26 protein-coding genes and 1 riboswitch are annotated in these 25,031 nt (G+C 43.8%); of the genes, 21 read left to right on the top strand and 5 right to left on the bottom strand.

From position 1 onward, the window contains the following. Position 1: 1 nt before the first annotated feature. A complete protein-coding gene (locus IGK14_RS11250) occupies positions 2 to 718 on the top strand; it encodes a pseudouridine synthase (RefSeq protein WP_010749231.1) in 717 nt (238 codons plus the stop codon). 79 nt (positions 719 to 797) lie between these two features. Then, positions 798 to 922: riboswitch (FMN riboswitch) on the top strand. A gap of 150 nt (positions 923 to 1,072) precedes the next feature. After that, positions 1,073 to 1,666, top strand: a complete 594-nt coding sequence (locus tag IGK14_RS11245; RefSeq protein ID WP_010749232.1) for an ECF transporter S component — start codon at positions 1,073 to 1,075, stop codon at positions 1,664 to 1,666. Between the two features lie 59 nt (positions 1,667 to 1,725). Here IGK14_RS11245 and IGK14_RS11240 read toward each other — a convergent pair whose 3' ends face one another. Further along, positions 1,726 to 1,941 (bottom strand): ferredoxin, encoded by a 216-nt coding sequence (locus IGK14_RS11240; protein WP_005229322.1) that lies wholly within the window; start codon positions 1,939 to 1,941, stop codon positions 1,726 to 1,728. 26 nt (positions 1,942 to 1,967) lie between these two features. Between IGK14_RS11240 and IGK14_RS11235 the strand changes: the two genes are divergently transcribed. From IGK14_RS11235 to IGK14_RS11165, 15 genes are all read left to right on the top strand, one after another. Continuing rightward, the gene (locus tag IGK14_RS11235) at positions 1,968 to 2,963 is read left to right on the top strand and encodes a helix-turn-helix domain-containing protein (protein WP_010749233.1); all 996 of its coding nucleotides are present in this window, start codon (positions 1,968 to 1,970) and stop codon (positions 2,961 to 2,963) included. Then, on the top strand, positions 2,957 to 4,339 hold the full coding sequence (locus tag IGK14_RS11230; protein WP_010749234.1) for a RecQ family ATP-dependent DNA helicase: 1,383 nt from the start codon (positions 2,957 to 2,959) through the stop codon (positions 4,337 to 4,339). Before IGK14_RS11235 ends, IGK14_RS11230 begins: the two co-directional genes overlap by 7 nt. A gap of 72 nt (positions 4,340 to 4,411) precedes the next feature. Beyond that, positions 4,412 to 5,029, top strand: a complete 618-nt coding sequence (locus IGK14_RS11225; protein ID WP_010749235.1) for a LysM peptidoglycan-binding domain-containing protein — start codon at positions 4,412 to 4,414, stop codon at positions 5,027 to 5,029. A 105-nt stretch (positions 5,030 to 5,134) separates the two neighbouring features. Next, entirely contained in the window at positions 5,135 to 5,806 is a 672-nt protein-coding gene (gene cmk / locus IGK14_RS11220; protein WP_010749236.1) for a (d)CMP kinase, read from the top strand. Positions 5,807 to 6,018: 212 nt separating this feature from the next. After that, positions 6,019 to 7,233: a 30S ribosomal protein S1 gene (gene rpsA, locus IGK14_RS11215; protein ID WP_005229333.1), complete on the top strand. Its 1,215-nt coding sequence runs from the start codon at positions 6,019 to 6,021 to the stop codon at positions 7,231 to 7,233. A gap of 163 nt (positions 7,234 to 7,396) precedes the next feature. Then, positions 7,397 to 8,707, top strand: coding sequence for a ribosome biogenesis GTPase Der (der, locus tag IGK14_RS11210; RefSeq protein ID WP_005231911.1), 1,311 nt, complete (start codon positions 7,397 to 7,399; stop codon positions 8,705 to 8,707). 234 nt (positions 8,708 to 8,941) lie between these two features. Next, the gene (locus IGK14_RS11205; protein WP_003126821.1) at positions 8,942 to 9,217 is read left to right on the top strand and encodes an HU family DNA-binding protein; all 276 of its coding nucleotides are present in this window, start codon (positions 8,942 to 8,944) and stop codon (positions 9,215 to 9,217) included. Positions 9,218 to 9,785: 568 nt separating this feature from the next. Continuing rightward, complete coding sequence (gene ilvD, locus IGK14_RS11200; RefSeq protein ID WP_010749291.1) at positions 9,786 to 11,474, top strand: dihydroxy-acid dehydratase; 1,689 nt, start codon at positions 9,786 to 9,788, stop codon at positions 11,472 to 11,474. Between the two features lie 2 nt (positions 11,475 to 11,476). Continuing rightward, positions 11,477 to 13,177 (top strand): biosynthetic-type acetolactate synthase large subunit, encoded by a 1,701-nt coding sequence (ilvB, locus tag IGK14_RS11195; RefSeq protein WP_010749292.1) that lies wholly within the window; start codon positions 11,477 to 11,479, stop codon positions 13,175 to 13,177. A 4-nt stretch (positions 13,178 to 13,181) separates the two neighbouring features. Continuing rightward, the gene (ilvN, locus tag IGK14_RS11190; RefSeq protein WP_005229349.1) at positions 13,182 to 13,658 is read left to right on the top strand and encodes an acetolactate synthase small subunit; all 477 of its coding nucleotides are present in this window, start codon (positions 13,182 to 13,184) and stop codon (positions 13,656 to 13,658) included. Positions 13,659 to 13,708: 50 nt separating this feature from the next. After that, on the top strand, positions 13,709 to 14,698 hold the full coding sequence (gene ilvC / locus IGK14_RS11185; protein ID WP_005229350.1) for a ketol-acid reductoisomerase: 990 nt from the start codon (positions 13,709 to 13,711) through the stop codon (positions 14,696 to 14,698). A gap of 11 nt (positions 14,699 to 14,709) precedes the next feature. Next, the gene (gene ilvA / locus IGK14_RS11180; protein WP_034695989.1) at positions 14,710 to 15,963 is read left to right on the top strand and encodes a threonine ammonia-lyase IlvA; all 1,254 of its coding nucleotides are present in this window, start codon (positions 14,710 to 14,712) and stop codon (positions 15,961 to 15,963) included. Between the two features lie 163 nt (positions 15,964 to 16,126). Then, a complete protein-coding gene (locus IGK14_RS11175) occupies positions 16,127 to 17,173 on the top strand; it encodes a hypothetical protein (protein ID WP_438712246.1) in 1,047 nt (348 codons plus the stop codon). Continuing rightward, entirely contained in the window at positions 17,174 to 18,433 is a 1,260-nt protein-coding gene (locus IGK14_RS11170; protein WP_005229356.1) for a tetratricopeptide repeat protein, read from the top strand. 9 nt (positions 18,434 to 18,442) lie between these two features. After that, on the top strand, positions 18,443 to 19,000 hold the full coding sequence (locus IGK14_RS11165; RefSeq protein ID WP_005229358.1) for a YpiB family protein: 558 nt from the start codon (positions 18,443 to 18,445) through the stop codon (positions 18,998 to 19,000). 44 nt (positions 19,001 to 19,044) lie between these two features. Here the strand turns inward: IGK14_RS11165 and IGK14_RS11160 are convergent, their stop codons facing one another. Then, positions 19,045 to 19,950, bottom strand: coding sequence for a YitT family protein (locus IGK14_RS11160; RefSeq protein WP_010749295.1), 906 nt, complete (start codon positions 19,948 to 19,950; stop codon positions 19,045 to 19,047). Between the two features lie 137 nt (positions 19,951 to 20,087). Here IGK14_RS11160 and IGK14_RS11155 point away from each other — a divergent pair, with 137 nt between their 5' ends. The 4 genes from IGK14_RS11155 (at position 20,088) to IGK14_RS11140 (ending at position 22,541) form a co-directional block, all read left to right on the top strand. Beyond that, positions 20,088 to 20,438 carry a nucleotide pyrophosphohydrolase gene (locus IGK14_RS11155; RefSeq protein ID WP_005231912.1) on the top strand — a complete coding sequence of 117 codons (351 nt, stop codon included), beginning with the start codon at positions 20,088 to 20,090 and terminating at the stop codon, positions 20,436 to 20,438. Further along, a complete protein-coding gene (locus tag IGK14_RS11150) occupies positions 20,425 to 21,639 on the top strand; it encodes a CCA tRNA nucleotidyltransferase (protein WP_010749296.1) in 1,215 nt (404 codons plus the stop codon). The genes IGK14_RS11155 and IGK14_RS11150 overlap by 14 nt, the downstream gene beginning before the upstream one ends. Before the next feature lie 7 nt (positions 21,640 to 21,646). Then, positions 21,647 to 22,015: a thioesterase family protein gene (locus IGK14_RS11145; protein ID WP_010749297.1), complete on the top strand. Its 369-nt coding sequence runs from the start codon at positions 21,647 to 21,649 to the stop codon at positions 22,013 to 22,015. 67 nt (positions 22,016 to 22,082) lie between these two features. Beyond that, complete coding sequence (locus tag IGK14_RS11140; RefSeq protein ID WP_005229368.1) at positions 22,083 to 22,541, top strand: hypothetical protein; 459 nt, start codon at positions 22,083 to 22,085, stop codon at positions 22,539 to 22,541. Positions 22,542 to 22,575: 34 nt separating this feature from the next. Here IGK14_RS11140 and IGK14_RS11135 read toward each other — a convergent pair whose 3' ends face one another. From IGK14_RS11135 to IGK14_RS11125, 3 genes are all read right to left on the bottom strand, one after another. Next, the gene (locus tag IGK14_RS11135) at positions 22,576 to 22,851 is read right to left on the bottom strand and encodes a hypothetical protein (RefSeq protein ID WP_005229370.1); all 276 of its coding nucleotides are present in this window, start codon (positions 22,849 to 22,851) and stop codon (positions 22,576 to 22,578) included. A 143-nt stretch (positions 22,852 to 22,994) separates the two neighbouring features. Next, complete coding sequence (locus IGK14_RS11130; protein ID WP_010749298.1) at positions 22,995 to 24,389, bottom strand: Y-family DNA polymerase; 1,395 nt, start codon at positions 24,387 to 24,389, stop codon at positions 22,995 to 22,997. A gap of 254 nt (positions 24,390 to 24,643) precedes the next feature. Then, complete coding sequence (locus IGK14_RS11125; RefSeq protein ID WP_010749299.1) at positions 24,644 to 25,030, bottom strand: VOC family protein; 387 nt, start codon at positions 25,028 to 25,030, stop codon at positions 24,644 to 24,646. Between the last annotated feature and the right edge of the window lies 1 nt (position 25,031).

Raw genomic sequence — 25,031 nt, 5'->3', positions numbered from 1 at the left:
GATGGAACGTTTGCAAAAAGTGATTGCCCATGCTGGCATCACCTCAAGAAGAAAAGCTGAAGGATTGATAACCGAAGGCCGAGTGCGCGTCAACGGGCAAGTGATCAAAGAATTAGGGGTCCAAGTTAGCTCAAAAGATGTCGTTGAAGTCGATGGTGTACCGATCGAACAAGAACAACACGTCTATTATCTATTCTACAAACCTCGTGGCGTGATCTCAGCTGTAACGGATGATAAAAAACGCAAAGTCGTTTTGGATTATTTTGCTGAAGTCCCTGAACGGGTGTATCCCGTCGGGCGCTTGGACTATGATACCTCTGGTTTGTTATTGCTGACAAATGATGGGGAATTGTCACAGACACTGATGCATCCGAAACACGAAGTCGACAAAGTGTACGTTGCCAAAGTCAAAGGGATTGCGGATAAAAAGCAGCTGCTCCCATTGACAAAAGGGATTCGGATCGAAGGCCGTAAGACGGCACCTGCTCGCTTTGAGATCTTGTCGACAGACCAAACGACGCAATCTAGTATTGTGCAATTGACGATCCACGAAGGACGCAACCATCAAGTCAAAAATATGTTAAAAGCAGTTGGTTTGCCTGTGCAAAAATTAAAACGGGAAAATTATGGTCCGTTAGATTTGAAAGGTCTTCGTCCAGGGGAATACCGAGAGCTGACGAAGAAGGAAGTCAGCCAGCTGAAAAACAGTGCAAAATAATTGAAAAGTATCTGAAAACGTAACTATTGTTAATTTTTAGATTTTGTGTATAATAGAACATGTAATAAATAGAATAAAGGTTCGTCTTCAGGGGCAGGGTGCAATTCCCGACCGGTGGTTATAGTCCACGACCTATTTCTTCGGAAATAGCTGAATCGGTGAAATTCCGATACCGACAGTACAGTCTGGATAAAGAAGATAGAGCGTATTTGATTTGCTTATGGCTATTTCGAATGCCCTCTTTTTTCCCTGTGGAAAAAAGAGGGTATTTTTTGTCTGGCGCCGACAAGAAAGCCGAGGAAATTTAATAGGTTCGTTTGAAGAGGAATCCTGAACTTAGGAGGATTTATACTGATGAACAACAAAACAAGAAAAATGGTGACGATCGCCATGTGTGCTGCTATGGGAACAATTTTGCAATTTATCGCTTTTCCGATTTTCCCAGCATTCAGCTTTTTAAAGATCGATTTTAGTGATATTCCCGTGATGATCATGATGTTTTTATTTGGTCCTTGGAGCGGGGTATTGACTGCTTTCATTCGTTCGGTGCTGCATTTGTTCTTATCTGGTTTTTCACCTGCTGATATGGTGGGGGATACGGCAAGCTTTTTAGCATCATGTGCCTTTACTTTGCCAATGTACTACTTTTTCCGCAAAGGTATTCACACCAAAAACAAAATGGTTGGTGTCATCAGCGGTATCTTGTCGGTAACGATTTTTATGAGTGTGGCGAACCTATTTGTGATCACACCGCTTTACCTGCGCTTTTTCGGGGTCACAGCCGATCAATTTTTAGGAATGTCTTTGCCGCAATATGTGGCGATCGGGATCTTACCTTTCAATTTGGTCAAAGGCGCAATCGTCAGTGCCGTCTTTTTAGCACTTCACGCCAAACTGCTGCCATGGTTGGCTCGTAAGCAGCCTCATCATTCTGCTATAGGAAAATAAAAAAATGAGCCGACTTGCTGTTGCAGATGAAAGGTCTGTCAATGGCAAGTCGGCTTTTTTTATTTTTCCATGATAATCGCACGGGTAGGGCATTTGCGATAAGCAGTTTTGACTTTTTCTTGTTGGTCTTCTATGATAAACTGTTGCCGAGCATTCGGTTCTTGGGCAAATAAAACGATCCCGTCTTCATCATAATCGAAGATCTCGGGGGCATAGATCGCACATAGGCCACAAGCAATGCAGCGCTCAGGAATAATTTTACAGCGTTGTGACATTTTTTAGTCCTTTCTGGAGGGGAAATATGGATTCTTTTATTTTAGCGCTGTTTTCTGATACTGACAAGCTGCGCCCATCGACACTTTATCAAATTCTCATTGGTAAGCGTACTAGCTCTGTCTTGAGTTATGCCTTTTTTTATGATCGCTTAGGTCTCTTTCAAGCGTTGCCCCAGTTCAATGAGAAAGCGTATCAACAGACGCTCGCGGACTTGATCCAACGAGGGGCTCTAAGTCGAGATTCAGATGGTCTGCTGCTCAAAACGACCGCTATAAACAGCCAGCAGCCAGGTGAACGATTGTTGCGGTATGCGAATTACTTTCGTTATGGACGAACGACGGAGGAGGCTTGGCGTTTTGTTCGGCTGCTGGTTCAAGCAGCTGCGTATCAAGGCGTGACCAATCAGTATATTCCCGTTGAAAACACGCCACTCTATACAGAACCTGTCCGTCAGCTGATCCGTCACGATCCTGACATCAAAAAGTGCCTGTATCAAGAGCTATCAGCAATTTTTGACCAGCTTCCCGCAGAAGTGGCAGATTTTTTAGCGAGCACCTTATCGGGTCCAGATATTCTAGGGCAGGCGTTTTTTCAGCTTTTACCAGAAAATGTTCAAAGTAAGCCTTGGGACACTCTTTATGTAGGAGCTTCGATCCATCAATTTTTAACCTTGATCGAAAAAACGCCCCTGACGATCCTGTTTCGAGGATTGTCGCCTTTTCTAAAGAGAAATTTAAACCAAAGCATGGTGGAAAGCCGATCATTGTTTTTGCGAGGCGATTCTGTCGAGCAGATTATGGAAAAAAGAAGGATCAAACGAGGAACTGTTAATGATCATTTGATTGAGTGGGCATTGCTTGATCCAACGTTTCCTTTTCAGCGCTTTGATACAGCGTTGTTGAAAAAGCTGCCAGAAGCTTCTTGGAAAAATAGCTATCAAGAATTACAGGCGCTTCTTACGACTGATTTTTTGACGATTCGTTTGTTACAGATTGCTCAGAAGCGGGGGATTCGATGTTAGAAGATGCACTGAATCAGTATTTTGGTTTCAAAACATTCCGCCAAGGACAAAAAGAAGTCATCGAAAGTGTTTTAGCACAGCAAGATACGTTAGCGATTCTGCCTACTGGGAATGGCAAAAGTCTGTGCTATCAGCTGCCAGGGTACCTAGTAGACGGGATCGTGATCATTATCTCACCGTTAGTCTCTTTGATGGAAGATCAAGTCTACGGCTTACAAAAGCAAGGGGAAAAACGCGCGATTGCGTTTAATAGTCAATTGGACCTTGCTGATCGCCAGTATGTGATGCAGCATTTGCAGAAGTACAAGTTTTTGTTTTTAAGTCCAGAAATGATCGTACAAGAAGCTGTTTTGCATCAATTGGAACAGGTTAAGATCGCCATGCTCGTGGTGGATGAAGCCCATTGTGTTTCGCAATGGGGCATTGATTTTCGACCAGAGTACTTGCAGCTTGGTGAAGTAAAGAAACGCTTGAAGGCACCCGTTACGTTAGCATTGACGGCTACAGCAACAGCACAAGTGGAAGCAGACATACGGCAAGTATTATTAGCAAAGAACGCCAATGTCTACCGTTATTCGATGAACCGCAGCAATATCGGCTTGTTCGTAGAGCAAACGACAGACAAAGATGCGGCATTAGCAGACTATCTCAGCCGCTTAGGCGGGGCTGGGATCATCTACTGTTCCACAAGAAGCAAAGTCGAAGAAGTCTATAACAAACTGCGTCAGCGCTATTTGGTAGGCTATTATCATGGTGGTCTCGCGAGTGATCAAAGAAAAACGTTGCAGCAGCAGTTTTCTCAGAATAAATTAAAATTACTCGTTGCTACCAATGCGTTTGGGATGGGGATCAATAAGGAAGATATTCGCTTTGTGATCCATTATGATCTACCTGATTCATTAGAGAATTACAGTCAAGAAATCGGGCGAGCTGGTCGTGACGGCAAACAAAGCAATGCGATTTTGCTTTATCAGGAACATGATGAGCAGATCCATTACTTCTTTCAGCGAGAAAACAAAGAAGAACGCCTTGCTTTAGAACGAATGGTTCAGGAGAAGAGGAAAGAACCCTTGACACCGTTGCAAGAAAAGTGGCAGCAAAAAATGAAAGAGTTGGGAACTTCCTTTTGGCTGGAAACATTAAAACGCAATGAACAGCAAAAACAAGAACAATTACAGAAAATGTTGGCTTATATTCATTTTACAGGTTGTCGCCGACAATTTTTACTGGCGCATTTCGGAGAGGAAGCCCAGGAGAATCCTTATTGTTGCGACAATGACGGGATCGAAATAGCGGGTGAAGAACAGCTGCCCGAGAAAAAGGAAGCCCATCATTGGCAGGAACGTTTAATAAAAATTTTTAAAGATATAAATTGAATCGTATTTTGTAGGACAGTTTTTATTTACCTATGGTATAATACATCGGAAGGAAACTAGGAGGGAATACGAGTGAGCAAGAAAGACAATGACTACAATTCAGAAAATCAAGAACCGTGGGAACAACCAATCTATGATACAGAATACGATGATTCTGCATCAAGATCCCAACAAAGAAAACAAAAGCGTGGGAATTCACTCTTTTTGACGATCGTTTTAGTTTTGCTTTTCTTGATCGTGGCAATTCCGGTTGGTGCCGGTATTTGGGTATTGAACCATAACAATGATGCCCCAACCACAGCAAGTTCGAGCAGTACTGTAGAAAGTACGACAGAGTCTTCAACAACCGAATCATCAACGACGGAATCATCCACTACGGAATCGACAAGTGAAACGAGTTCGTCAACAAGTGAATCAAGTTCTTCTAGCAGTTTTTCTGCGCCAGCTTCATCAACACCTTCAAGCAGTGAGCCGGCACAAGAACAAAACAATGCTGGACAAGATACTACCCAAAATAACCAAGGGCAAGGCGCTGCTGGTAATGAACAGTATACCACTGTGCAAGCAGGTGAAGGTCCTGAACAAGTGGCAGCTCGTACAGGTATCTCAGTTGAAACCCTATATCAATTAAATGGGATTGATCCGAACAACTACATGCTTTACCCTGGCGACACGTTAAGAGTTAAATAAAAAACCGCTTTGGCGGTTTTTTTTCTTGAAAGAGAGAAGCCAAGGTGGACGATAAGCAGAAACGATGAAGGAATACACATCGTTGGGAAACGAGGAGTAAGAAAAATGAAAAAAATCAACATCGCTATTGATGGTCCTGCGTCATCTGGGAAAAGCACAGTGGCAAAAATCATCGCGAATGACCTGGGATTTATTTATACGGATACCGGTGCCATGTATCGAAGCATCACGTATTTAGCTTTAAAAACGGGCTGTTCACTTGAAGATGAAGCGGCGATCGCTGCTTTGATCGATCAATACCCCATCACTTTTGAACCGACTGAACACGGTCAAGAGGTCTTTGCGGGAGGAGAGCAAGTCACAGAAGCGATCCGTCAGCCAGAAGTAACCAACGCAGTTTCGAAGGTGTCGGCATACCCTGCGATCCGCGAAAAACTCGTCCAACAACAGCAGATGATCGCTAAAGATGGCGGTGTCGTGATGGATGGCCGCGATATTGGTACGGCGGTTTTACCACAAGCAGAAGTCAAAATTTTTCTGGTAGCAAGTGTGGAAGAACGCGCACAGCGCCGTTTTAAAGAAAATCAGCAAAAAGGGATCAAAACCGATTATGAGACGTTGAAAGAAGAGATCCAGCAAAGAGATTATCTGGATTCTCACAGAGAAGTCTCCCCTTTGAAACAAGCGGAGGATGCGGTTCGAATCGATACGTCTGGTTTAACGATCGAGCAAGTCGTCGAAGCAATCAAAAAAACCATCAAAGAAAAAATTGATTAACAAAAACAATGGGTGTTCCCCATTGTTTTTTTATTTTTCGAAACCAAAAGATGAAAGTGAGTAAGAAAACAGAGGTGAAAAGACTTTTTTAACGAAAAAACCGTAGTTTTTTAGGAAAATAAGAGAAATCGCTTTATTTTTTTTTCATTCTATTTTAAACTAAAAGATGTAGTGCAATTATTGCAGAATTGTTGGTTAGGAGGACATGAGAGATGACAGAATTTGAAAATAATCAGGTTGAGAGTGGAAATGAATCAATGGAAGCCGCTTTAGACAATTTCCAAGAAGTAAAAGTTGGAGATATCGTTAAAGGTGAGGTATTGGCCATTGAGGATAAACAAGCGATCGTAGGGATCGAAGGCGCCGGCGTTGAAGGCGTTGTTCCTGCAAAAGAATTATCAACTTTACCTGTTGAAGACATCAACGAAGCAGTCAAAGTTGGGGATGTCTTAGAATTGGTTGTGATTTCAGCAATTGGTAAAGACAAAGAAAACGGCAGCTATCTCCTTTCTAAACGTCGCTTAGACGCGAAAAAAGTTTGGGAAGATATCGAAAAAGATTTCCAAGAAGGAAAAATCATTGAAGCACCAGTCACCAACGTTGTTAAGGGCGGGTTAGTGGTTGATGTAGGTGTTCGTGGGTTTGTCCCAGCATCAATGGTCGAAGACCATTTTGTTGCGGATTTCGAAGATTACAAAGGGAAAACATTGACCTTCAAAATCGTTGAGATCGAGCCTTCAGAAAACCGTTTGATCCTTTCTCATAAAGCAGTTGTCGAAGCAGAAAAAGCAAAACAAAAAGAAGCTTTATTAGCTGATTTATATGAAGGACAAGAAGTAGAAGGAAAAGTAGCGCGTTTGACCGACTTTGGTGCCTTCGTAGACCTTGGCGGCATCGATGGACTTGTCCATGTCTCTGAAATTTCTCATGGACATGTTGGCAAACCGAGTGATGTTTTATCTGTTGGCGATACCGTCAATGTGCGTATCTTATCTGTTGATGCAGACAAAGAACGTGTGTCACTTTCGATCAAAGACACATTGCCTGGACCTTGGACCAATATTGAAGAGCAAGCGGCTGTTGGCAGTGTCTTGACGGGGACTGTTAAACGCTTGACAAGCTTCGGTGCGTTTGTGGAAGTCTTCCCAGGTGTTGAAGGGCTGATCCATATTTCACAAATCTCCCATAAACACATTGCGACACCACATGAAGTCTTACAAGAAGGTGATGAAGTGCAAGTGAAAGTGCTTGAAGTGAACCCTTCAGAACACCGAATCGCATTAAGTATCAAAGCATTAGAAAAAGCCGAAAACACCAATGAAACACAAGAGGTTTCAGAGGATGATTATCAATTGCCAGAAGAATCAACTGGTTTTACTATGGGTGATATCTTAGGCGATGCCTTAAAAGACAGCGACGAAGAGTAATTGTATGCCATCAGCTTATAACGATTCGATGTTTGAATTTGTTATAAGCTGGTTTTTTGTTTGTCAGGAAAGCTTGCAACTTTCCATGGCTTTAGGTAAACTAAGTAAGATTGAATACAAGAAGCAGCGTACAAGGACTGCTTTTTTAAATGGAGGGTAAAAAATGTCAAATCCAACAATAGCGATCGTTGGACGTCCGAATGTGGGGAAATCGACCATTTTCAACCGGATAGCTGGAGAACGAATTTCGATCGTTGAGGATACTCCAGGAGTGACCAGAGATCGTATTTATGCCACTGGTGAATGGCTAGGCCGTGAGTTTAGCGTGATCGATACAGGTGGGATCGATTTAAGTGATGAGCCGTTTATGGATCAAATCAAGCATCAAGCAGAAATCGCCATCGATGAAGCAGATGTCATTGTTTTTATTACGAGTGCTCGTGAAGGAGTAACCGATGCTGATGAGCTTGTGGCTCGTTTGCTGTACAAAAGCAACAAACCCGTGATTTTAGCCGTCAACAAAGTTGATAATCCCGAGATGCGTACCGACATCTATGAATTTTATGGTTTGGGTCTAGGCGATCCATACCCAATCTCAGGAAGTCATGGATTAGGGATCGGGGATGTCCTTGATGAAGCTGTCAAACACTTCACCAATGAAGCAGAAGAAGAAGATGATTCCATCATCAAGTTTAGTTTGATTGGTCGACCAAATGTCGGTAAATCCTCTTTGATCAATGCAATTCTTGGGGAAGAGCGAGTGATCGTTTCTGATATCGAAGGAACGACTCGTGATGCGATCGATACCCATTTTACCAGCGAAAGCGGTCAAGAATTTACCATGATTGATACGGCAGGGATGCGTAAAAAAGGGAAGGTCTACGAGTCTACTGAAAAATACAGTGTGATGCGGGCGATGCGGGCCATTGAACGCTCAGACGTCGTCTTGATGGTCTTGAACGCCGAAGAAGGGATTCGCGAGCAAGACAAACGGATCGCTGGCTATGCCCATGAAGCAGGCCGTGGAATCATTATTGTTGTCAATAAATGGGATACATTGAAAAAAGAAACGAATACGATGCGTGATTTTGAAGAAGAAATCAGAGATGAATTCCAATATTTGGATTACGCGCCAATCATTTTTGTTTCCGCAGTGACGAAACAGCGCTTGAATAAGCTGCCGCAATTGATTGAAGAAGTCAGCATGAATCAAAACATGCGTATTCCATCTGCGTTGTTGAATGACGTCATTATGGACGCTGTGGCGATCAACCCAACCCCAACAGACAAAGGCAAACGTTTGAAGATTTTTTATGCGACGCAAGTAGCTGTCAAACCGCCAACTTTTGTTATTTTTGTCAACGAAGAAGAACTGATGCATTTCTCTTATGCACGTTTCTTAGAAAATCAAATCCGCAAGGCATTCACTTTTGAAGGAACGCCGATTCGGATCATTCCTCGCAGAAGAAAATAGAGATTTTATCATACTTTGTTTCTTTTTACAAAGAAATCTGTCCTTTTCTAGAAAAATGGGAAAAAACCAAAAAAAAAACCCCCTAAAATGTTAAAATCCTTGATATTACAAGGTTCTTATGATAACGTTATATCAGAATATTGATGGTAATCAATATTTGACAAAAACCTTGGACCACTCAAGATTTTTGTTGATGCATGACATCAAAAAAAATATCAGGAGGTGAAACCATCCATGGCAAATAAAGCAGAATTAATCGAAAAAGTTGCAGCAGCTACTGACTTAACTAAGAAAGACGCAACTGCAGCAGTAGACGCTGTATTCTCAACAATTCAAGACGCTTTAGCTAACGGTGAAAAAGTTCAATTGATCGGCTTTGGTAACTTTGAAGTTCGTTCTCGTGCAGAACGCAAAGGACGCAACCCACAAACTGGTGAAGAAATCAAGATCCCTGCTAGCAAAGTACCTGCATTCAAACCAGGTAAAGCTCTTAAAGACGCAGTGAAATAATTGAGTCTTGTAGAAACCCTTGAGTAATCAAGGGTTTTTTCTTTTGTCTAACTAGGAACTGCCACCATGCAGGCGGATCGAATGGGAAAAGAAACGGTTATTATTGTCAGAAAATTCAAAAATATTTTTTGTTTTTCTTTTGATCTAAAAAAAACAAGGGTTGCGGGCACACCCTAAATTCTCAAGCAAGAATAAAGGTGATTTAAAAGTCATTTTTATCAAAAGAAGCAAGCGATTAAATGACATCTAATGTGAGGAAGGGTTCCTTGAAATTGTCATTATTGAAAAAAAATTCAGAAAATTCGTTGACAAGTGTTTTTGCAAAGGGTATATTGGTAAACAATTACAAGAACGTTACTATTTCTAATGAAGGAGCCATTTTCTATGCGCAATTTTAATCAATATTTATTAGTCATTATTATTGATACCAGGACTTAGAACACGGAAGCAAAAATTATCCGTTTGTTTGAGTCCTATTTGCGTAAGTAAAATGGGATTCTGGCAAAGCATCCCAGTTTTTTATAACCGGGATGCTTTTTTTTATTCCAAAATGCAGGAGATGATGAGTGTGAGAAGTGATCAGATTAAAAAAGGGATCGATGCAGCGCCAGCTAGGAGTCTGCTCTATGCCACAGGACAAGTAAAAAATATCCATGACATGAACAAGCCATTTATTGCGATATGTAATTCCTATATCGATATTGTGCCTGGACATGTGCATTTACGGGAGTTAGCAGATATCGCTAAGGAAGCGATTCGTGAAGCTGGCGGCATCCCTTTTGAGTTCAATACGATCGGTGTGGATGATGGCATTGCGATGGGCCATATTGGCATGCGTTATTCGCTACCCAGCCGAGAATTGATCGCTGATTCCGCAGAAACCGTGATCAATGCTCACTGGTTTGACGGCGTATTTTATATCCCGAATTGCGACAAGATCACTCCTGGCATGATTTTAGCAGCGATGCGGACGAACGTACCGGGGATCTTTTGTTCTGGCGGTCCGATGAAAGCCGGTATTGATCCACGGGGCCACCAGATAACCTTGTCTTCCATGTTTGAAGCCGTGGGGACTTACAAGACTGGCAACATGACGAAAGAAGACTTTGAATTTATGGAGCAAAATGCCTGTCCGACTTGCGGTTCCTGTGCAGGGATGTTTACTGCCAATTCAATGAACTGTCTCTTAGAGATCTTAGGATTGGCAATGCCAGGCAATGGTACGATTCTTGCCGTGTCTGAAGAACGACGAGAACTAGTTAGACAAGCCGCCTTTAAGTTGATGGATCTTGTTGAAAAACAAGTGAAACCTCGAGACATCGTGACCAAAGAAGCTATTGATGATGCCTTCGCTTTAGACATGGCGATGGGGGGTTCCACCAACACAGTGCTGCATACCTTAGCGATCGCCAATGAAGCTGAGATCGATTATGACTTAAGACGGGTCAATGAAATCGCTAAAAGAGTGCCTTATCTCTCAAAAATCGCGCCATCATCAGCCTATTCGATGCACGATGTTCATGAAGCTGGCGGCGTTTCGGCAATCATAAGGGAGCTTTGTGATATCGAGGGAGCGATTCATCCTGATCGACCGACTGTCACAGGCAAGACGTTACGAGAAAATGTCGCTGAAGCGAAGATCCACAACGAAGAAGTTATTCATCCCAAAGAAAACCCGTATAGTCCTGTGGGTGGTCTATCGATCTTGTACGGTAATATCGCCCCAGAAGGCAGTGTCATCAAGGTCGGTGGGGTCGATCCAAGTGTCCAAGTGTTCAAAGGCAAAGCGATCTGTTTTGATTCACATGATGAAGCAGTTGCTGCCATCGACAATCATACCGTACAAAAAGGACATGTTGTAGTGATCCGCTATGAGGGACCAAAAGGAGGACCAGGTATGCCAGAAATGTTGGCGCCTACCTCAAGTATCGTTGGACGTGGGTTAGGCAAAGATGTCGCCTTGATCACCGATGGCCGCTTTTCAGGAGCGACCCGAGGAATCGCCGTGGGCCATATTTCGCCAGAAGCCGCTGCAGGGGGTCCATTAGGCCTTGTCAACGATGGCGATGAAATCATTATAGATTTACCAAATCGAACGCTGAATCTGCAAGTATCCGATGAAGAGCTTGCCGAGCGCGCGCAAGAACGACCGAAGTTTCGTTCAAAAGTGAAAAAAGGATGGCTTGCACGTTATACCGCTTTAGTGACTTCTGCCAATACGGGCGGGATTATGCGAGTACCTGATGAGGAGGAGTAGCAATGGAAAATATCGAGTATCAAGCATCGCATCTAAGGACTGGCGCACAAGTATTAGTGGACAGCTTACAAGAGCAAGGCGTCGAAATGATCTTTGGCTATCCGGGCGGCGCCGTCCTGCCGTTATATGATCAATTATATGATGCAGCGATTCCGAATATTTTGACGCGTCACGAGCAAGGCGCGATCCACGCCGCTGAAGGCTATGCCAAAGCTACTGGCAATGTTGGAGTCGTTTTAGTGACGAGCGGACCAGGTGCTACAAATGTCGTCACGGGCATTGCCGATGCTATGAGTGATTCCGTACCATTGGTAGTTATCACGGGACAAGTGGCGGTACCAGGAATTGGCAAAGATGCCTTCCAAGAGGCGGATATTCTGGGTATCACGTTGCCGATCACGAAGCACAACTACCAAGTCCGCTGTGTCGATGAGCTGCCAAAAGTGATCGCTGAAGCCTTTCATATCGCTTCCACAGGGCGAAAAGGACCGGTTGTCATCGACCTTCCGAAAGATATTACCTTACAAGAAACCGCTGAAACCTGCTCGTTGCCAATCACAAGGAAAAGCTATCAACCAACGGCAGAGCCTTCCCGTCTGCAAATCGAAAAACTGATGCAAGTCTTGGAAAAAGCTCAGCGACCAGTGGTATTGGCGGGTGCAGGCGTGATCGCTGCCGAAGCTGCGGCTGAACTAAATGCATTTATTGCCAAGTACAAGTTGCCGACAGTGACAACGTTGCTTGGCTTAGGCTTACTGCCAAGTGATCATCAATTTTTCTTAGGCATGGGCGGTATGCATGGCACCTATGCGGCGAACATGGCTTTATCAGAAGCCGATTTGATTATCAATATCGGCTCTCGCTTCGATGATCGCTTAGCAACGGCCGGCAGTCAGTTCGGCAAGCAGGCCATCGTTGCTCATATCGATATTGACCCAGTGGAGATCGGCAAGATCGTAGAAACAAAGATCCCAATCGTCGGCGATGCCAAGGCTGCTTTGCAGCAAATGCTGCGGTACCCACCAACAAGAGGAACCTGGACGACTTGGTTGGATCTATGCCAAAAACGGAAAAAGGAAAAACCTTATCGCTATGATCGCACTCAGACACAAGAAATCAAACCACAAAAAGTCATCGAAGAAGTAGGGCGTTTGACCAAAGGAGAGGCTTACGTCATCACCGATGTTGGTCAGCATCAAATGTGGGTCGCGCAGTATTATCCTTTTCGCTTTCCCAAACAATTGATCACCAGTGGCGGACTAGGGACGATGGGCTATGGCATCCCTGCAGGAATCGGCGTTCAATTTGCTCATCCAGAAAAAATGGTCGTGGTGTTCGTTGGCGATGGTGGATTTCAAATGACGAACCAAGAATTTGCGATTTTGAATGAGTATGGCTTGAATGTCAAATTTGTGTTATTGAACAACTGCTCTTTAGGAATGGTTCGCCAATGGCAAGAAACATTCCATGGCAAGCGGCGCTCTGCCTCCGTTTTTGCGCAGCAGCCTGATTTTGTCAAACTGGCACAGGCTTATGGCATTGAAGGCTGTCGGATCGATGCCCCAGAGCAACTGGCTGATCAATTGGCAGCAGCTTTTTCTCAAGCAGGGCCGCAGCTGATCGAAGTAATGGTCTCGCCATCTGAGCATGTGCTACCGATGATCCCACCGGGGAAAGCCAATCATGAAATGATGGGGGTCTAAGGGGATGAAACGGGTATTAGCAGCAATCGTCCATAATGAAGCAGGTGTTTTGAGCCGTATCACGAGTGTCTTAAACCGCCGGCAGGTCAATATCGAGAGTATCTCTGTCGGCACAACGGAACGGCCAGAATTTTCACGAATGACGATCATTGTCAACGTGAACGATTTGGCAGAAACAGAACAAGTGACTAAGCATTTGAACAAGCAGATCGATGTCTTGAAGGTTTCTGATATTACAGAAGTTCCTCATATCGAACGGGAGCTGGTGCTGATCAAAGTCAATGCGCCAACCACAAGCCGTTCGGAGATCCAAGCAGTGATCGATCCATTTCGAGCACACATTGTCGATGTGGCACTGAAAACGATCGTTGTGCAAGTTGCCGGCGATACGAAAAAGGTAGAAGCATGCATCGAAGTTTTACGTCCATACGGCATCAAACAATTGGCACGGACGGGTGTCACTGGCTTTACAAGAGGGTAAGTGCAATTTTGAATTGCTTAAAATAAAGAAAGAATTCGGAGGAAACAAGTATGGTAAAAGTATATTACAACGAGGAAGTTACAGATAATCTAGGAGACAAGAAGATTGCGATCGTCGGCTACGGCTCTCAAGGGCACGCTCATGCGCAAAATTTACGGGACACAGGTCATGAAGTCTTTATCGGCATTCGTGAAGGAAAATCAGCGGAAGCCGCAAGAAACGATGGATTTGAGGTTTTCCCAGTAGCCGAAGCCGTTCAAAAAGCGGATGTAGTCATGATCTTGGCACCCGATGAGATCCAAGGATCGTTGTATAAAAATGAGATCGAACCGAATCTTTCTGCGGGCAATGCATTAGCATTTGCTCATGGTTTCAATATTCATTTTGATGTGATCGCGCCACCAAAAGAGGTGGATGTTTTTCTAGTTGCGCCAAAAGGACCAGGTCATTTGGTGCGTCGAACCTTTACCGAAGGGTTTGCGGTACCAGCCTTGTTTGCAGTTTATCAAGATGCGACTGGCAACGCACAAGCAACGGCTTTATCCTATGCAAAAGGCATTGGTGCCACACGGGTCGGCGTTTTGGAAACGACCTTTAAAGAAGAGACCGAAACCGATCTTTTCGGTGAGCAAGCCGTACTTTGTGGCGGTTTGACCAGTATGATCGAAGCGGGCTTTGAAACATTGGTAGAAGCGGGGTACCAACCGGAATTGGCTTATTTTGAAGTTTGTCATGAATTGAAACTGATCGTTGACTTGATTTATGAAGGAGGCTTCAAAAAAATGCGCCATTCGATCTCGAATACGGCTGAGTATGGTGACTACGTTTCTGGTGCACGGGTGATCACTGCACAAGCCAAAGAAAACATGAAAGCCGTATTGACAGACATCCAAAACGGCCAATTTGCGAAAGGATTCATTGAAGACAATCAAAACGGCTTCCCTGAATTCCATAAAATGCGTGAGGAAAACGGCAATCATCAAATTGAAAAAGTCGGCAGCGAGTTACGGAAAATGATGCCGTTTGTTGCGAAAGATTAGGAGGGACGCGTTTGTTGGTGACAGTTTCTGCAATCGAACAAGCCTACGAGCGACTGCGGGGAGCAGTTAGTCATACGCCGCTGCAGTATGATCGCTTTTTATCTGAGAAGTATCAAGCGACGGTCTTGTTGAAGCGAGAGGACTTGCAAAAAGTCCGCTCCTTCAAATTACGCGGTGCCTACTATGCGATCACCCAGGCAGATCCTGAACTGACTCGTCGTGGCGTCGTCTGTGCCAGTGCCGGGAACCATGCGCAAGGTGTTGCTTATACCTGTCAAGAACAGCAGATCCGAGCGGTTATTTTCATGCCGACAACGACGCCACAGCAAAAAATCGCGCAAGTCCTCTTTTTCGGTGGAGATTATGTCAAAATCGAATTGGTGGGAGATACGTTTGATGCGGCAGCCCAAGCGGCTAAACACTTTGCAAAAGAACAGCAAATGGCTTTCATTGCTCCCTTTGACGATCCTAATATTATCGCAGGACAAGGAACCGTTGCTGTGGAGATGCTGGCGGATGCTGAAAAAAAACAAGTAACGATCGATCTGGTCGTGGCAGCGATTGGCGGGGGCGGCTTGATCAGCGGAACCGCAGCCTATTTGAAAGAAAAGCAACCGAAGATAAAAGTTGTTGGAGCAGAACCTGTAGGGGCAGCCTCGATGCAAGCCGCCTTTGATCATCAAGGACCAGTGGCACTGGAGCATATTGAAACCTTTGTGGATGGTGCAGCGGTCAAACAAGTCGGAGCTCAAACCTATGCCCATGCCAAACGCTACGTGGATCAATTGGTAGCTGTGGAAGAAGGCGCAATCTGTCAAACGATTCTGGAATTGTACAGCAAGCAAGCGATCGTCGCTGAACCAGCTGGTGCCTTGAGTGTGGCAGCTTTGGATCTGATCAAAGAGCAAATCAAAGGCAAAACAGTCGTCTGTATTGTGAGTGGTGGTAACAATGATAGTTCCCGTATGGCAGAGATCGAAGAGAAATCACTGATCTATCAAGGATTGAAACATTATTTTATCGTCAATTTCCCACAACGTCCCGGTGCGTTGAAGGAATTTGTTAGCCATGTATTAGGTCCCGATGATGATATCACTAGGTTTGAATATACAAAAAAAATCAATCGTGGAACAGGACCAGTAATGCTGGGAATCTTGTTGAAACACAAAAAAGATCTCCCCGCATTACTGTCACGAATTGAACAGTTTGACCAAAACTATATCAACCTTCAGCAAAATCAATCACTCTACTCACTTTTGGTTTAAGAAAAAACATGATTTTCCTTTGGAAGAAGAGGAAATCATGTTTTTTGCTTTTTATCGGATCGTTGAACCAATCACAGGAAAATACTTCCTAATCATTAGCGATTTAGTAGGTGTTTAAGCGGCTTCTTGTTATAATAGAAAGTAGTAGCAAAGGAGTGAGCCGATGGAAGCTGTTTTTTTCCGAAATGAACAAGAAACCCAAATTTCTTATGGTGAAACACTAGCATCGGTCATGAGAGAACAGTCGATCGAGCCGCAGCAGGTGATCATTTTGACGAATCAGCGCTATTATGACCGCTTTTCAGAAAAATTGACCCGCCTGTTTTTGCCACGAGAGGTCAATTGGTATATTTGTACCAATCAAATGTATTGCAACAACTTTAGCGAGTTTAAAGCTGCAATGGATTTCTTCGGTCGCTTTTCAAAACAAGAGCCGCTGTTGATCGTCGGTTTTGGGAATGAAGGCGTGTTGGCATTGAGCAGTTTTATCCACGCGACGTCGGTTCTGACGACACAGCTTTGGCTGATTCCCGTTTCCTTGCGGGCCTTAGCTAAAAGTGTGAAAGAAACAGCGATCGTTGTGAAAAAGCCAGATATCCCGATGCTGGAAAATCCTAATACACCCGAATTTGTTATTTACGATCAGACGATCGCAGAAAAACAGATCGATGGGAAATTGGTCGATTTTTTGACTCTGATTCGTTGTGGCGTGCTTGCCGATAGTGAGTTTTTAAAAGAGCTTTATCGAACCTATCCCAGTCATCAGGCGTTGATGAGACATTCGTTGGCTGCGTATACCGATCGGTTGATCCAACTATACCAGCAATCAGGCAGCGAATTGGAAGAGTTTGGCCAACTCTTTGCCGATGCTGCTTATCGAACGGAAAATGGGCACTTGCTGTCTGATGCGATGAAATTATTCTTTGGCTTTTTGTTTCATTTTATGTGGACCGTCCAGCAGCAATTGACTGTTGATCTGCCCGTGTTCTGCCCATGGCTTGCCCGCTTAGGTTTTCCCATCGAATTGCCCGAGTCTTTTTCATTAAGCGAATATTTCAGTCATGTACTGGAATTGCAGCAAAAAGAAAAAAAACTGTTATTTTTGGCAAAAGTTGGTACAATAGGGGGCAGAACGAAAATCGAGGAAAAAGATCTCGTCCAGACGATGGAGACTTATCAGCGATTAATCAATGAGATTCGAGGGGTCTAAATGGAAACATATAGTGAAAAAATGTTAAAGGCATTAGCCGCGGAAGAACTGGCTGAAGCACAATTAAATTTTACCGAAGCTCTGCAAAAAGATGATGATGAGACATTAGGCGCTTTAGGTGATGAACTATTGCAGATCGGCTTTTTGGAAGAGGCGAAAACGTTATTTGAAACCTTGCAACAACGACATCCTGATAATGAAGCTTTGCTGCTTCCTTTAGCAGAAATTGCGATGGAAGAAGACCAGATCGAGACGGCTTTTGCCTATATTGATCAAATACCACCGACCAGTGAAGCGTATTTGCAAGCCTTGCTATTGAGTGCGGATCTTTACCAATTGATCGGTATCCCTGAAGTTAGTGAAGCCAAACTAAAAGAAGCGCAAAGCATTGTGCCAGATGAACCTTTGATACGGTTTGCCCTAGCGGAGTTAGCCTTTTCGACTGATCGCTATCAAGAAGCCGTTGACCTTTATCAAGGATTGCTGGAAGAAGAAATCACGGATATTTCGGGGATCTCGATCGTTGAACGGACGGGTACATCATTGAGTATGGCTGGCAAGTTTGAAGAGGCATTGGAATATTTTGAAGCAAGCCTAGAAGACGAACAGACCGATGAGCGTCTTTTTCAAACAGCTTTAGTCTATTTGCAGCTAAAAGAAAATGAACAAGCGATTCGCTACTTGCAGCAGTTGCGGGTCATGAATCCGCAATACCGTGCCTTGTATCTTTATCTTGCAGAAGCATTGCAAGAAGAAGAGCAGCTGGAAGAAGCGCAGCGTGTGATCGAAGAAGGGATTCATGAAGATCCATATCAAGTGGATTTCTATCATTTTGCTGCCGAGAATGCTTACCGACTTCATGACAGTGAAGCAGCAGAATCATTTTTACTAAAAGCACTGGAGACTGGTGACAAAGAAGATGATACGTTACTGACCTTAAGTAATTTATACTTGAATGAAGAGCGTTGGCAAGAAGCGATCTTGACCATCGAACGAATGGAAGACAATGAACAGCCGCATGCCCTTTGGAATTTGGCGCAAGCGTATAATGCGCTGGAAGATTTTGACAAAGCAGCAAACTATTACGAAGAAGCCAATGCTGATTTGCACCATGAGCCAGCATTTATGAAAGAATATGGCATTTTCTTACGTGAAGAAGGGCGTTTACCTGAAGCACTTCATTTGCTGCAGCATTATTTGGCGCATGAGCCAGGTGATTTAGAAGTACAGTCGATCGTGGAGGACTTATTAGAAAGATAGGTGAGAGAAATGAACATCAATGTACAAGAAAAGAAAAAGTTTCTTAATTGGTTAGTTTCGACCGTTTCCTTCAGCCGCCGAGAAGTCTCTTGGGTGTTAAACTATCTGGCGAACCATGAAGCGATCTTGACCAATGTTCATTTTGTAGAAGGGGCGGCCGCAGCCAAACGGGGCTTGAGTGTCCGCAGTACAGAAATTGGGGGCGAACCGTTTGTCTTGAGCATCGAAGGGCAGACCTTTTATGACATTGATCAGATTTTTCATGAGATTCGCATGAATTGGAAACAACCCTTGTATCTTGAATGTCTCTTCCCAGATTCTTGGTCGCAATCCTTTTATTTAGCAGTTTTAGAAGACAATCCTTATGAACGTTGGAACGACCACTTGGATCAAGAAATGACCCAACATGTTACTCAGTACCTTGAAAAAGAAGAAACAAAAACCAAAATCGATACCTTGTATCGGCAAATCGATCTAGCCTTGGAAAATGGGGATCGTGATGCCTTCTTAGAACTTTCCGATGAAGTAAATCGACACTTGCTCCAGCAAAAAGAAGAAAGCCGTTAACAAGCAAAAAGCAGCCTTTTAATCGGGGCTGCTTTTTTCAATCTTTATTTTGTTTTAGAAACAGCGGTTTTGCGCTGTAAGAACCGCGACTTAGGTCTTAAGTAGGTAAAGCCTTCACCTTCGACTTCATGGACATTGATGACAGAAACAAACGCTTGCGGATCAAAGTCATGAACGATGCGCTTGACTTCAGAAATCTCCCGCCCGCTGACCACCATATAAATGATTTGTTTCGACACTCTTGAGTAAGCCCCTTCGCCCTGTAAAAACGTGACGCCTCGTTCTAATTCATCCATTAAAACAGGAGCCATCTCTTCGCTGTGATTGCTGATCACTAAGATCCCTTTGGCTGAATAGCCGCCATCTAGGATCGAATCGATCACGCGCGTGAAGACATAAGAAAAAATCAAGGTATACATCATGCGGTTCAAATCTATATAAGTCAAAGAAAGCAACAGGACGAACACATCAAAGATCAAAAGCGAACGACCGATCGTCACCCCAAAGTTTTTCTCTAAAATACGTGCCAATACATCGACTCCGCCAGTCGTTCCCCCGACCTTGTAGACGATCCCACTACCGATCCCTGCAATCAAACCAGCCAAGAGCGCAACGATCAGCAGATCGTGCTGCAGATCGATCAACAGGGGAACACTCTGCCAGAATGCCAACCAAAAAGACAAACCAAAAGTTCCTAAAATCGTATACACTAATGAGCGTCGACCAAGAATTTTGCCACCGATCAAAATGATCGGAATATTTAAGATCAGTGTACTGATGGCAGGATTGATTCCCCATAAGGCTCGCAGGATCAAGGTGATCCCCGTCACACCGCCTTCTGCTAAGTCATTTGGGATATTTAGATAGACTAGACCGAAGCCATAGATACTTGTACCAAAAATAATCAAAACAATATCGCGAATCGTTCGCCATGAAAAAAATGCCCGCATCCTGTTTCCTCCGTTATTCAACTTCCACAAGTATCAATGTAGCACGAAATCATTGAATGTACAACAAATCCTGAAGGGGGCTCTATCTAGGCAGGCAGCCATTCTTTTGGTAAGATAAACGAGAAAGGGTGGAGAAAATGACAGAAAAACGTTCTTTGGCATCGATGCAAGAAGAAGTCGATGCGTATATTCAGCAATTCAAAACTGGCTATTTCAGCCCCCTCGCCCAAATGGCTCGTTTGACCGAAGAAGTCGGCGAATTGGCGCGAGAAGTGAATCACTATTACGGGGAAAAAAATAAAAAAAGCGATGAAGTTGAAAAAACAGTGGCAGAAGAACTCGGAGATGTGCTCTTTGTGACGATGATCATGGCCAATTCACTAGACATCGACCTGACTGAAGTGTTTGAGGAAAATATGGCAAAATTCAATCAGCGGGATGCGTATCGTTTTGAAAGAAAAGATGGGAAAGTAAATGAAACTGACTAAATTACCAAAAGAATTTGCGGAAGCTGCACCGCTTTTAAAAAAAATCGAAGCCGCAGGCTATGAAGCATACTTTGTCGGCGGCAGCGTGCGAGACACGATCTTAGGCCAGCCGATCCATGATGTCGATATTGCTACCAGTGCATTTCCAGCCGAAATCAAGGCACTTTTTCCTCGAACCATTGACATTGGCATCGAGCATGGGACGGTGTTGGTTTTGTGGGAGCAGGCGCAGTATGAGATCACTACGTTTCGAACGGAAGCAGCCTATCAAGATTACCGCAGACCCGACAAAGTGGATTTTGTCCGTTCCCTGAAAGAAGATCTAAAACGGCGGGACTTTACCATCAATGCGTTGGCACTTCAAGAAGATGGTGTCATCATTGATCTTTTCGATGGTCTGGCAGATATCGATAATCAGATTTTACGAGCAGTGGGTCACCCCCAGGAACGTTTCCATGAGGACGCCCTACGAATGATGCGGGGGCTGCGTTTTGTCAGTCAATTGGGCTTTGTTTTAGAAACAGAAACATTGGCTGCTATCCATGCGAATCATGCCTTGTTGGGAAAAATCTCTGTTGAACGGATCATGATTGAATTCGTGAAATTGCTGTTAGGCAATCATCGGAACCAAGCACTACGGGCGCTAGTAGAAACCGAATGCTATATCTATTGCCCAGGCTTGCGGGAATACGGTGAGGCGTTACTGCGGATGGCAGACCTGCCAACGATCCCATTAGAAAACGAAACGGCGGCCTGGGTTTTGCTGATTGACCAAATGGGTTTAGCGCCGGAGGCAGTCCGCAGCTTTTTAAAAGCTTGGAAATGTTCCAATGACTGCATCCGCCAAGTACACACGGCTTATCAAGCACTGCTCGCGCGTCGAAACGGCGAATGGAATGACCTAGTGTTGTATCAGTTCGGTCTAGAAGCAACCTGTTTAGCCGAAGGATTATTGCGTTATGACAATCAGCCCAACGATCCAGCAAAAATCAGTCAGCGCTATCAGCAGCTGCCGATCCATTCACTGAAGGAGTTGGCGATCAATGGACGTGATTTACTGCAAACGATCGATCGTTCTTCTGGTCCGTGGCTCAAAGAAGTCTTGACCGCTGCCGAAGCTGCAGTCATCACACGAAAAATCCCTAATGAAAAAGAAGCACTATTAGCGTTTGTCCAAGCGTATTTAGCAAAGGAGGGATAACTGAAGAATGGAAAGCAAAAAAGAATTTATCGTGGGACAGCAAGACACTGCGGCTGTTTTGGGTTCTGGGGGATTAGACGTTTTAGCAACCCCACGATTGGTAGCAATGGTGGAAAACACCTGTTGGGAAGCCCTTGAGCCTACTTTAGATAAAGGGTTTACTACCGTCGGTACAAAGTTTTCGATCAATCATTTGAAGCCTTCACCAGTTGGAGCGACAATCACAGTTCTTGTGCAGTGGGAAAAAGAACAGGGGCTCCAATTTCATTATCAGGTAATCAACGAGAAACAACAGATCATTGCCAATGGGACGCATCAACGAGCGGCAGTGGAAATCTCTCGGTTCATGAAAAAAGTCAACGAAAAACAAAGTTAATTTGTGTCCCGATGGCGACTATGTGTTAGAATTAAAGTGTATTACTAATAAAAAGGAGCGTTTTGTCATGGCTAGAGAAATGAAAGCTTTAAAATTTTATTTCCGTAATGGAGAAACATGGACGATTGAGCGCCGTTACATCGGTGACTTGTGGATCAAACAAATCACGACCAGTTTTGGCCGCATCCACGGAAGCGAATTTGTTGAGATTCATCCATGTGCTGGGTTCAAAATTGAAATCTTCCAAGAAGGCGATCATGTGGCAACGCATGACATCAACTTAGGTGGGCTTGAATTAGGGATGTTTGCCCGTGCGTTGAAATATGAAGATATCGAACGGATGGAAATTCTTTACCGTAACGGTACACCGGATCTTGTGTATTTCCCATATAAGGACAAAGATACGGAAGGATTGGATAACGTATACCAATCAACAAAAATCAGTGAGAAAACGAAGAGCCTTTATATCGTGATCGACCCGAATCAGACAGTCGATGATGTCTATAAAGAACATTTCGAAGAATAAGAAAAACGCAGAACCAGCTGGTTCTGCGTTTTTTTTAGAATGATTCTTGGAACATATCCGTATACTTTTTTAATAAAAGATAGTCTTCGGCATATTCATCTTTTAAAACGATCGTATCGCCAAAGAAACTCTTACGCGCATGTTGGATGATACGATGCTGAATATCTTTTTCTAAAAGGTAATCGATCTCAGACTGTTTCAGGTTTTGTGCAGCAGTCGCCCGATTCTTTTCTAAATATTGCAGCAAATCGTACTCAAGGTGTCCCGCACCGTTGATGACTCGTTTGTATTCGATTTTGTCAATTTTCATCTGCTCACACTCCTTGCTATTAAAGTACCTTAGAAAAGAACAAAGGGGGAGCTGGGCGAATCGAAATTACATAAATCTTTAAAAAATGGACCGTTTGTTAATGTTATCTTAAGATTTGTCAGCAAAAAGGAAAGAAAAACGAATCAAGTGCCAGTATTTTTCGAACCATCAGCAAACGGTTCTTTTTCCTTTTGCTGATGGACGGGTCCTATATTAGCGATCCCATCTAGACCACCGGCATGTCCGCCGACTAATTTGCTGCGAGCAATGGCGCGAGCGCCTTCCATTCGGCTTGTGGCATGAACGATCGAAGTGAAGCCGTATTTCTCACGAATCTTATCGATGATCAAATCTAATTTACGCTGGCGCAACTGCGTTTCTGCTTGCTCAAAAAGATCCAGCTGGACATTTTCTGTATAAACCAATTTTGAATAGGTAATACCAATGTGGCGAACGACTTGCCCCGTATAAAATTTTCGAAAGAGAAACAGGCAATGAGCCACAAGTTTGCGGGTATTATCAGTTGGCGGGATCTTCATTTGTCGGGAAAAACCAGAGGCAGTTTCACCAAAGGCTACGCCGATGTAAACATTGATACAAGCGGTCTGACAATGATGACGGCGAATCCGAGCGGCAACTTGCTCCGCCATTTCCTTGATGACGATCTCGATTTCTTCTTGTAAATAATAATTGCGATGTAGGACTTGGCTATTGCCGTAGCTTTTTTCCATCACTTGTGGTGTCGGTTCAGATAAAATCGTGCGATCAATGCCATGGGCGTGATGATAGAGCTGCTCGCCAATGATCCCCATGCGACTGCGTAAAAGATCAGGACTGGCGTGAGCCAATTGCTCGATCGTTTCAATCCCCATCAAGTGAAGTCGTTTTTCTGTGCGCCGACCGATCCCCCAGAACTCTGTCATAGGGGCGATCTGCCAAACTTTTGTCGGTACATCGTCATAGGTCCATTCAGCGATCAAGGAACGATTGTGTTTGGATTCGTTATCTAAAGCTAGTTTTGCTAACAATGGATTATCGCCAATGCCGATGGTGACATACAATTTCGTTGTTTCGTAAATGTCTTTTTGAATTTGCTGGGCAATCACCCAACGTTTTTCTTCGCGAGAGATCGTTTTATCGGGAATGAAAAGATCCAGTGTACGGGTCAGATCCATCATCGTTTCGTCGATCGAATAGAGCAGCAAGTCGTCTTGTCCAACATATTTGCGAAAGACATTATTGACTTTGGTGTTTTCTTTGATATAAAAACTCATACGCGGCGATGCTTTGTACAAATCGGGATGTGTCGGCAGGTTGTCATTGCGAGTCACATTTGAAATCCCCAATACCGATTTTGCCTTTGGGGAAGCTGCTAAGACTAAGCCGTTACCAGTATTGTCAGAATGTGACATGACGACCAGCATCGCTTGGATAGGATCTAACCCGCGAGAGATGCATTCGACAGAAGCATAAAAACTTTTGACATCGATAAATAAGATATCGCGTTTTGGCTCGAGCGCATAATTAAAACCACCCATTTTTATCACTCCTTACCGAGATTATACGAACGTTTGTTCTTTTTTGTCAAGCGAACAGGAGTGGATGAGGTGGATTTGTTTTTTTATAGAGAGATTATTTTTGTTTTATAATGATGGGAAACATTGGTTTATAAGGAATACATTCATTTCAGATTATCAGAATTCGATTGGACATAAATACGGGGTTTTGTCTTTTTACCCGAAAAACGGATAAAAAAACAGCCGATCCATTGGACCGACTGTCGTAGCTTAAATCAATTTTCGGCAGGTAGGGTTGCAAACAAACTTAAGAGATTGCCGTCTATATCTTTGACAATGGCATAGTGTTGCCCCCAAAAGGCAGACCAAGGTTCTTTGAAAGACTGATACCCGGCAGCAACGACTTTTGCATGAAGGGCATCAACTTCTTCAGGAGAATCACATAAAAAGGCTAATTCAATCGTATCACCCACAGTCATTGGTGCATGTCCGTAGATCCCAGCAACCATCTTGCGGCTATTCAAGGAGATGCGAACCCCGTCGTTTGCTAATTCCATATAATCTTCTGAGTGCTGACCTAGTGGCGTGAAGCCAAGTACTTGATAAAAAGCCAGTGCCTGTTCCATGTTTTTTGTGATAATACCGACCATATCTAGTTTCATT

The organism is Enterococcus sp. DIV0970a (assembly GCF_051711265.1).
Classification (GTDB): domain Bacteria; phylum Bacillota; class Bacilli; order Lactobacillales; family Enterococcaceae; genus Enterococcus_D; species Enterococcus_D casseliflavus.
Note: the sequence above shows the minus strand (reverse complement) of the source record. Positions and strands in the feature narration are given on the sequence as shown.

What these genes read in the sequence shown, in the direction of transcription:
- IGK14_RS11250 (WP_010749231.1), top strand. Translation starts at nt 2, where the DNA reads ATGGAACGTTTGCAAAAAGTGATTGCCCATGCTGGCATCACCTCAAGA.
- IGK14_RS11245 (WP_010749232.1), top strand. Translation starts at nt 1,073, where the DNA reads ATGAACAACAAAACAAGAAAAATGGTGACGATCGCCATGTGTGCTGCT.
- IGK14_RS11240 (WP_005229322.1), bottom strand. Translation starts at nt 1,941, where the DNA reads ATGTCACAACGCTGTAAAATTATTCCTGAGCGCTGCATTGCTTGTGGC.
- IGK14_RS11235 (WP_010749233.1), top strand. Translation starts at nt 1,968, where the DNA reads ATGGATTCTTTTATTTTAGCGCTGTTTTCTGATACTGACAAGCTGCGC.
- IGK14_RS11230 (WP_010749234.1), top strand. Translation starts at nt 2,957, where the DNA reads ATGTTAGAAGATGCACTGAATCAGTATTTTGGTTTCAAAACATTCCGC.
- cmk (WP_010749236.1), top strand. Translation starts at nt 5,135, where the DNA reads ATGAAAAAAATCAACATCGCTATTGATGGTCCTGCGTCATCTGGGAAA.
- rpsA (WP_005229333.1), top strand. Translation starts at nt 6,019, where the DNA reads ATGACAGAATTTGAAAATAATCAGGTTGAGAGTGGAAATGAATCAATG.
- der (WP_005231911.1), top strand. Translation starts at nt 7,397, where the DNA reads ATGTCAAATCCAACAATAGCGATCGTTGGACGTCCGAATGTGGGGAAA.
- IGK14_RS11205 (WP_003126821.1), top strand. Translation starts at nt 8,942, where the DNA reads ATGGCAAATAAAGCAGAATTAATCGAAAAAGTTGCAGCAGCTACTGAC.
- ilvB (WP_010749292.1), top strand. Translation starts at nt 11,477, where the DNA reads ATGGAAAATATCGAGTATCAAGCATCGCATCTAAGGACTGGCGCACAA.
- ilvN (WP_005229349.1), top strand. Translation starts at nt 13,182, where the DNA reads ATGAAACGGGTATTAGCAGCAATCGTCCATAATGAAGCAGGTGTTTTG.
- ilvC (WP_005229350.1), top strand. Translation starts at nt 13,709, where the DNA reads ATGGTAAAAGTATATTACAACGAGGAAGTTACAGATAATCTAGGAGAC.
- IGK14_RS11175 (WP_438712246.1), top strand. Translation starts at nt 16,127, where the DNA reads ATGGAAGCTGTTTTTTTCCGAAATGAACAAGAAACCCAAATTTCTTAT.
- IGK14_RS11170 (WP_005229356.1), top strand. Translation starts at nt 17,174, where the DNA reads ATGGAAACATATAGTGAAAAAATGTTAAAGGCATTAGCCGCGGAAGAA.
- IGK14_RS11165 (WP_005229358.1), top strand. Translation starts at nt 18,443, where the DNA reads ATGAACATCAATGTACAAGAAAAGAAAAAGTTTCTTAATTGGTTAGTT.
- IGK14_RS11160 (WP_010749295.1), bottom strand. Translation starts at nt 19,950, where the DNA reads ATGCGGGCATTTTTTTCATGGCGAACGATTCGCGATATTGTTTTGATT.
- IGK14_RS11155 (WP_005231912.1), top strand. Translation starts at nt 20,088, where the DNA reads ATGACAGAAAAACGTTCTTTGGCATCGATGCAAGAAGAAGTCGATGCG.
- IGK14_RS11150 (WP_010749296.1), top strand. Translation starts at nt 20,425, where the DNA reads ATGAAACTGACTAAATTACCAAAAGAATTTGCGGAAGCTGCACCGCTT.
- IGK14_RS11145 (WP_010749297.1), top strand. Translation starts at nt 21,647, where the DNA reads ATGGAAAGCAAAAAAGAATTTATCGTGGGACAGCAAGACACTGCGGCT.
- IGK14_RS11140 (WP_005229368.1), top strand. Translation starts at nt 22,083, where the DNA reads ATGGCTAGAGAAATGAAAGCTTTAAAATTTTATTTCCGTAATGGAGAA.
- IGK14_RS11135 (WP_005229370.1), bottom strand. Translation starts at nt 22,851, where the DNA reads ATGAAAATTGACAAAATCGAATACAAACGAGTCATCAACGGTGCGGGA.
- IGK14_RS11130 (WP_010749298.1), bottom strand. Translation starts at nt 24,389, where the DNA reads ATGGGTGGTTTTAATTATGCGCTCGAGCCAAAACGCGATATCTTATTT.
- IGK14_RS11125 (WP_010749299.1), bottom strand. Translation starts at nt 25,030, where the DNA reads ATGAAACTAGATATGGTCGGTATTATCACAAAAAACATGGAACAGGCA.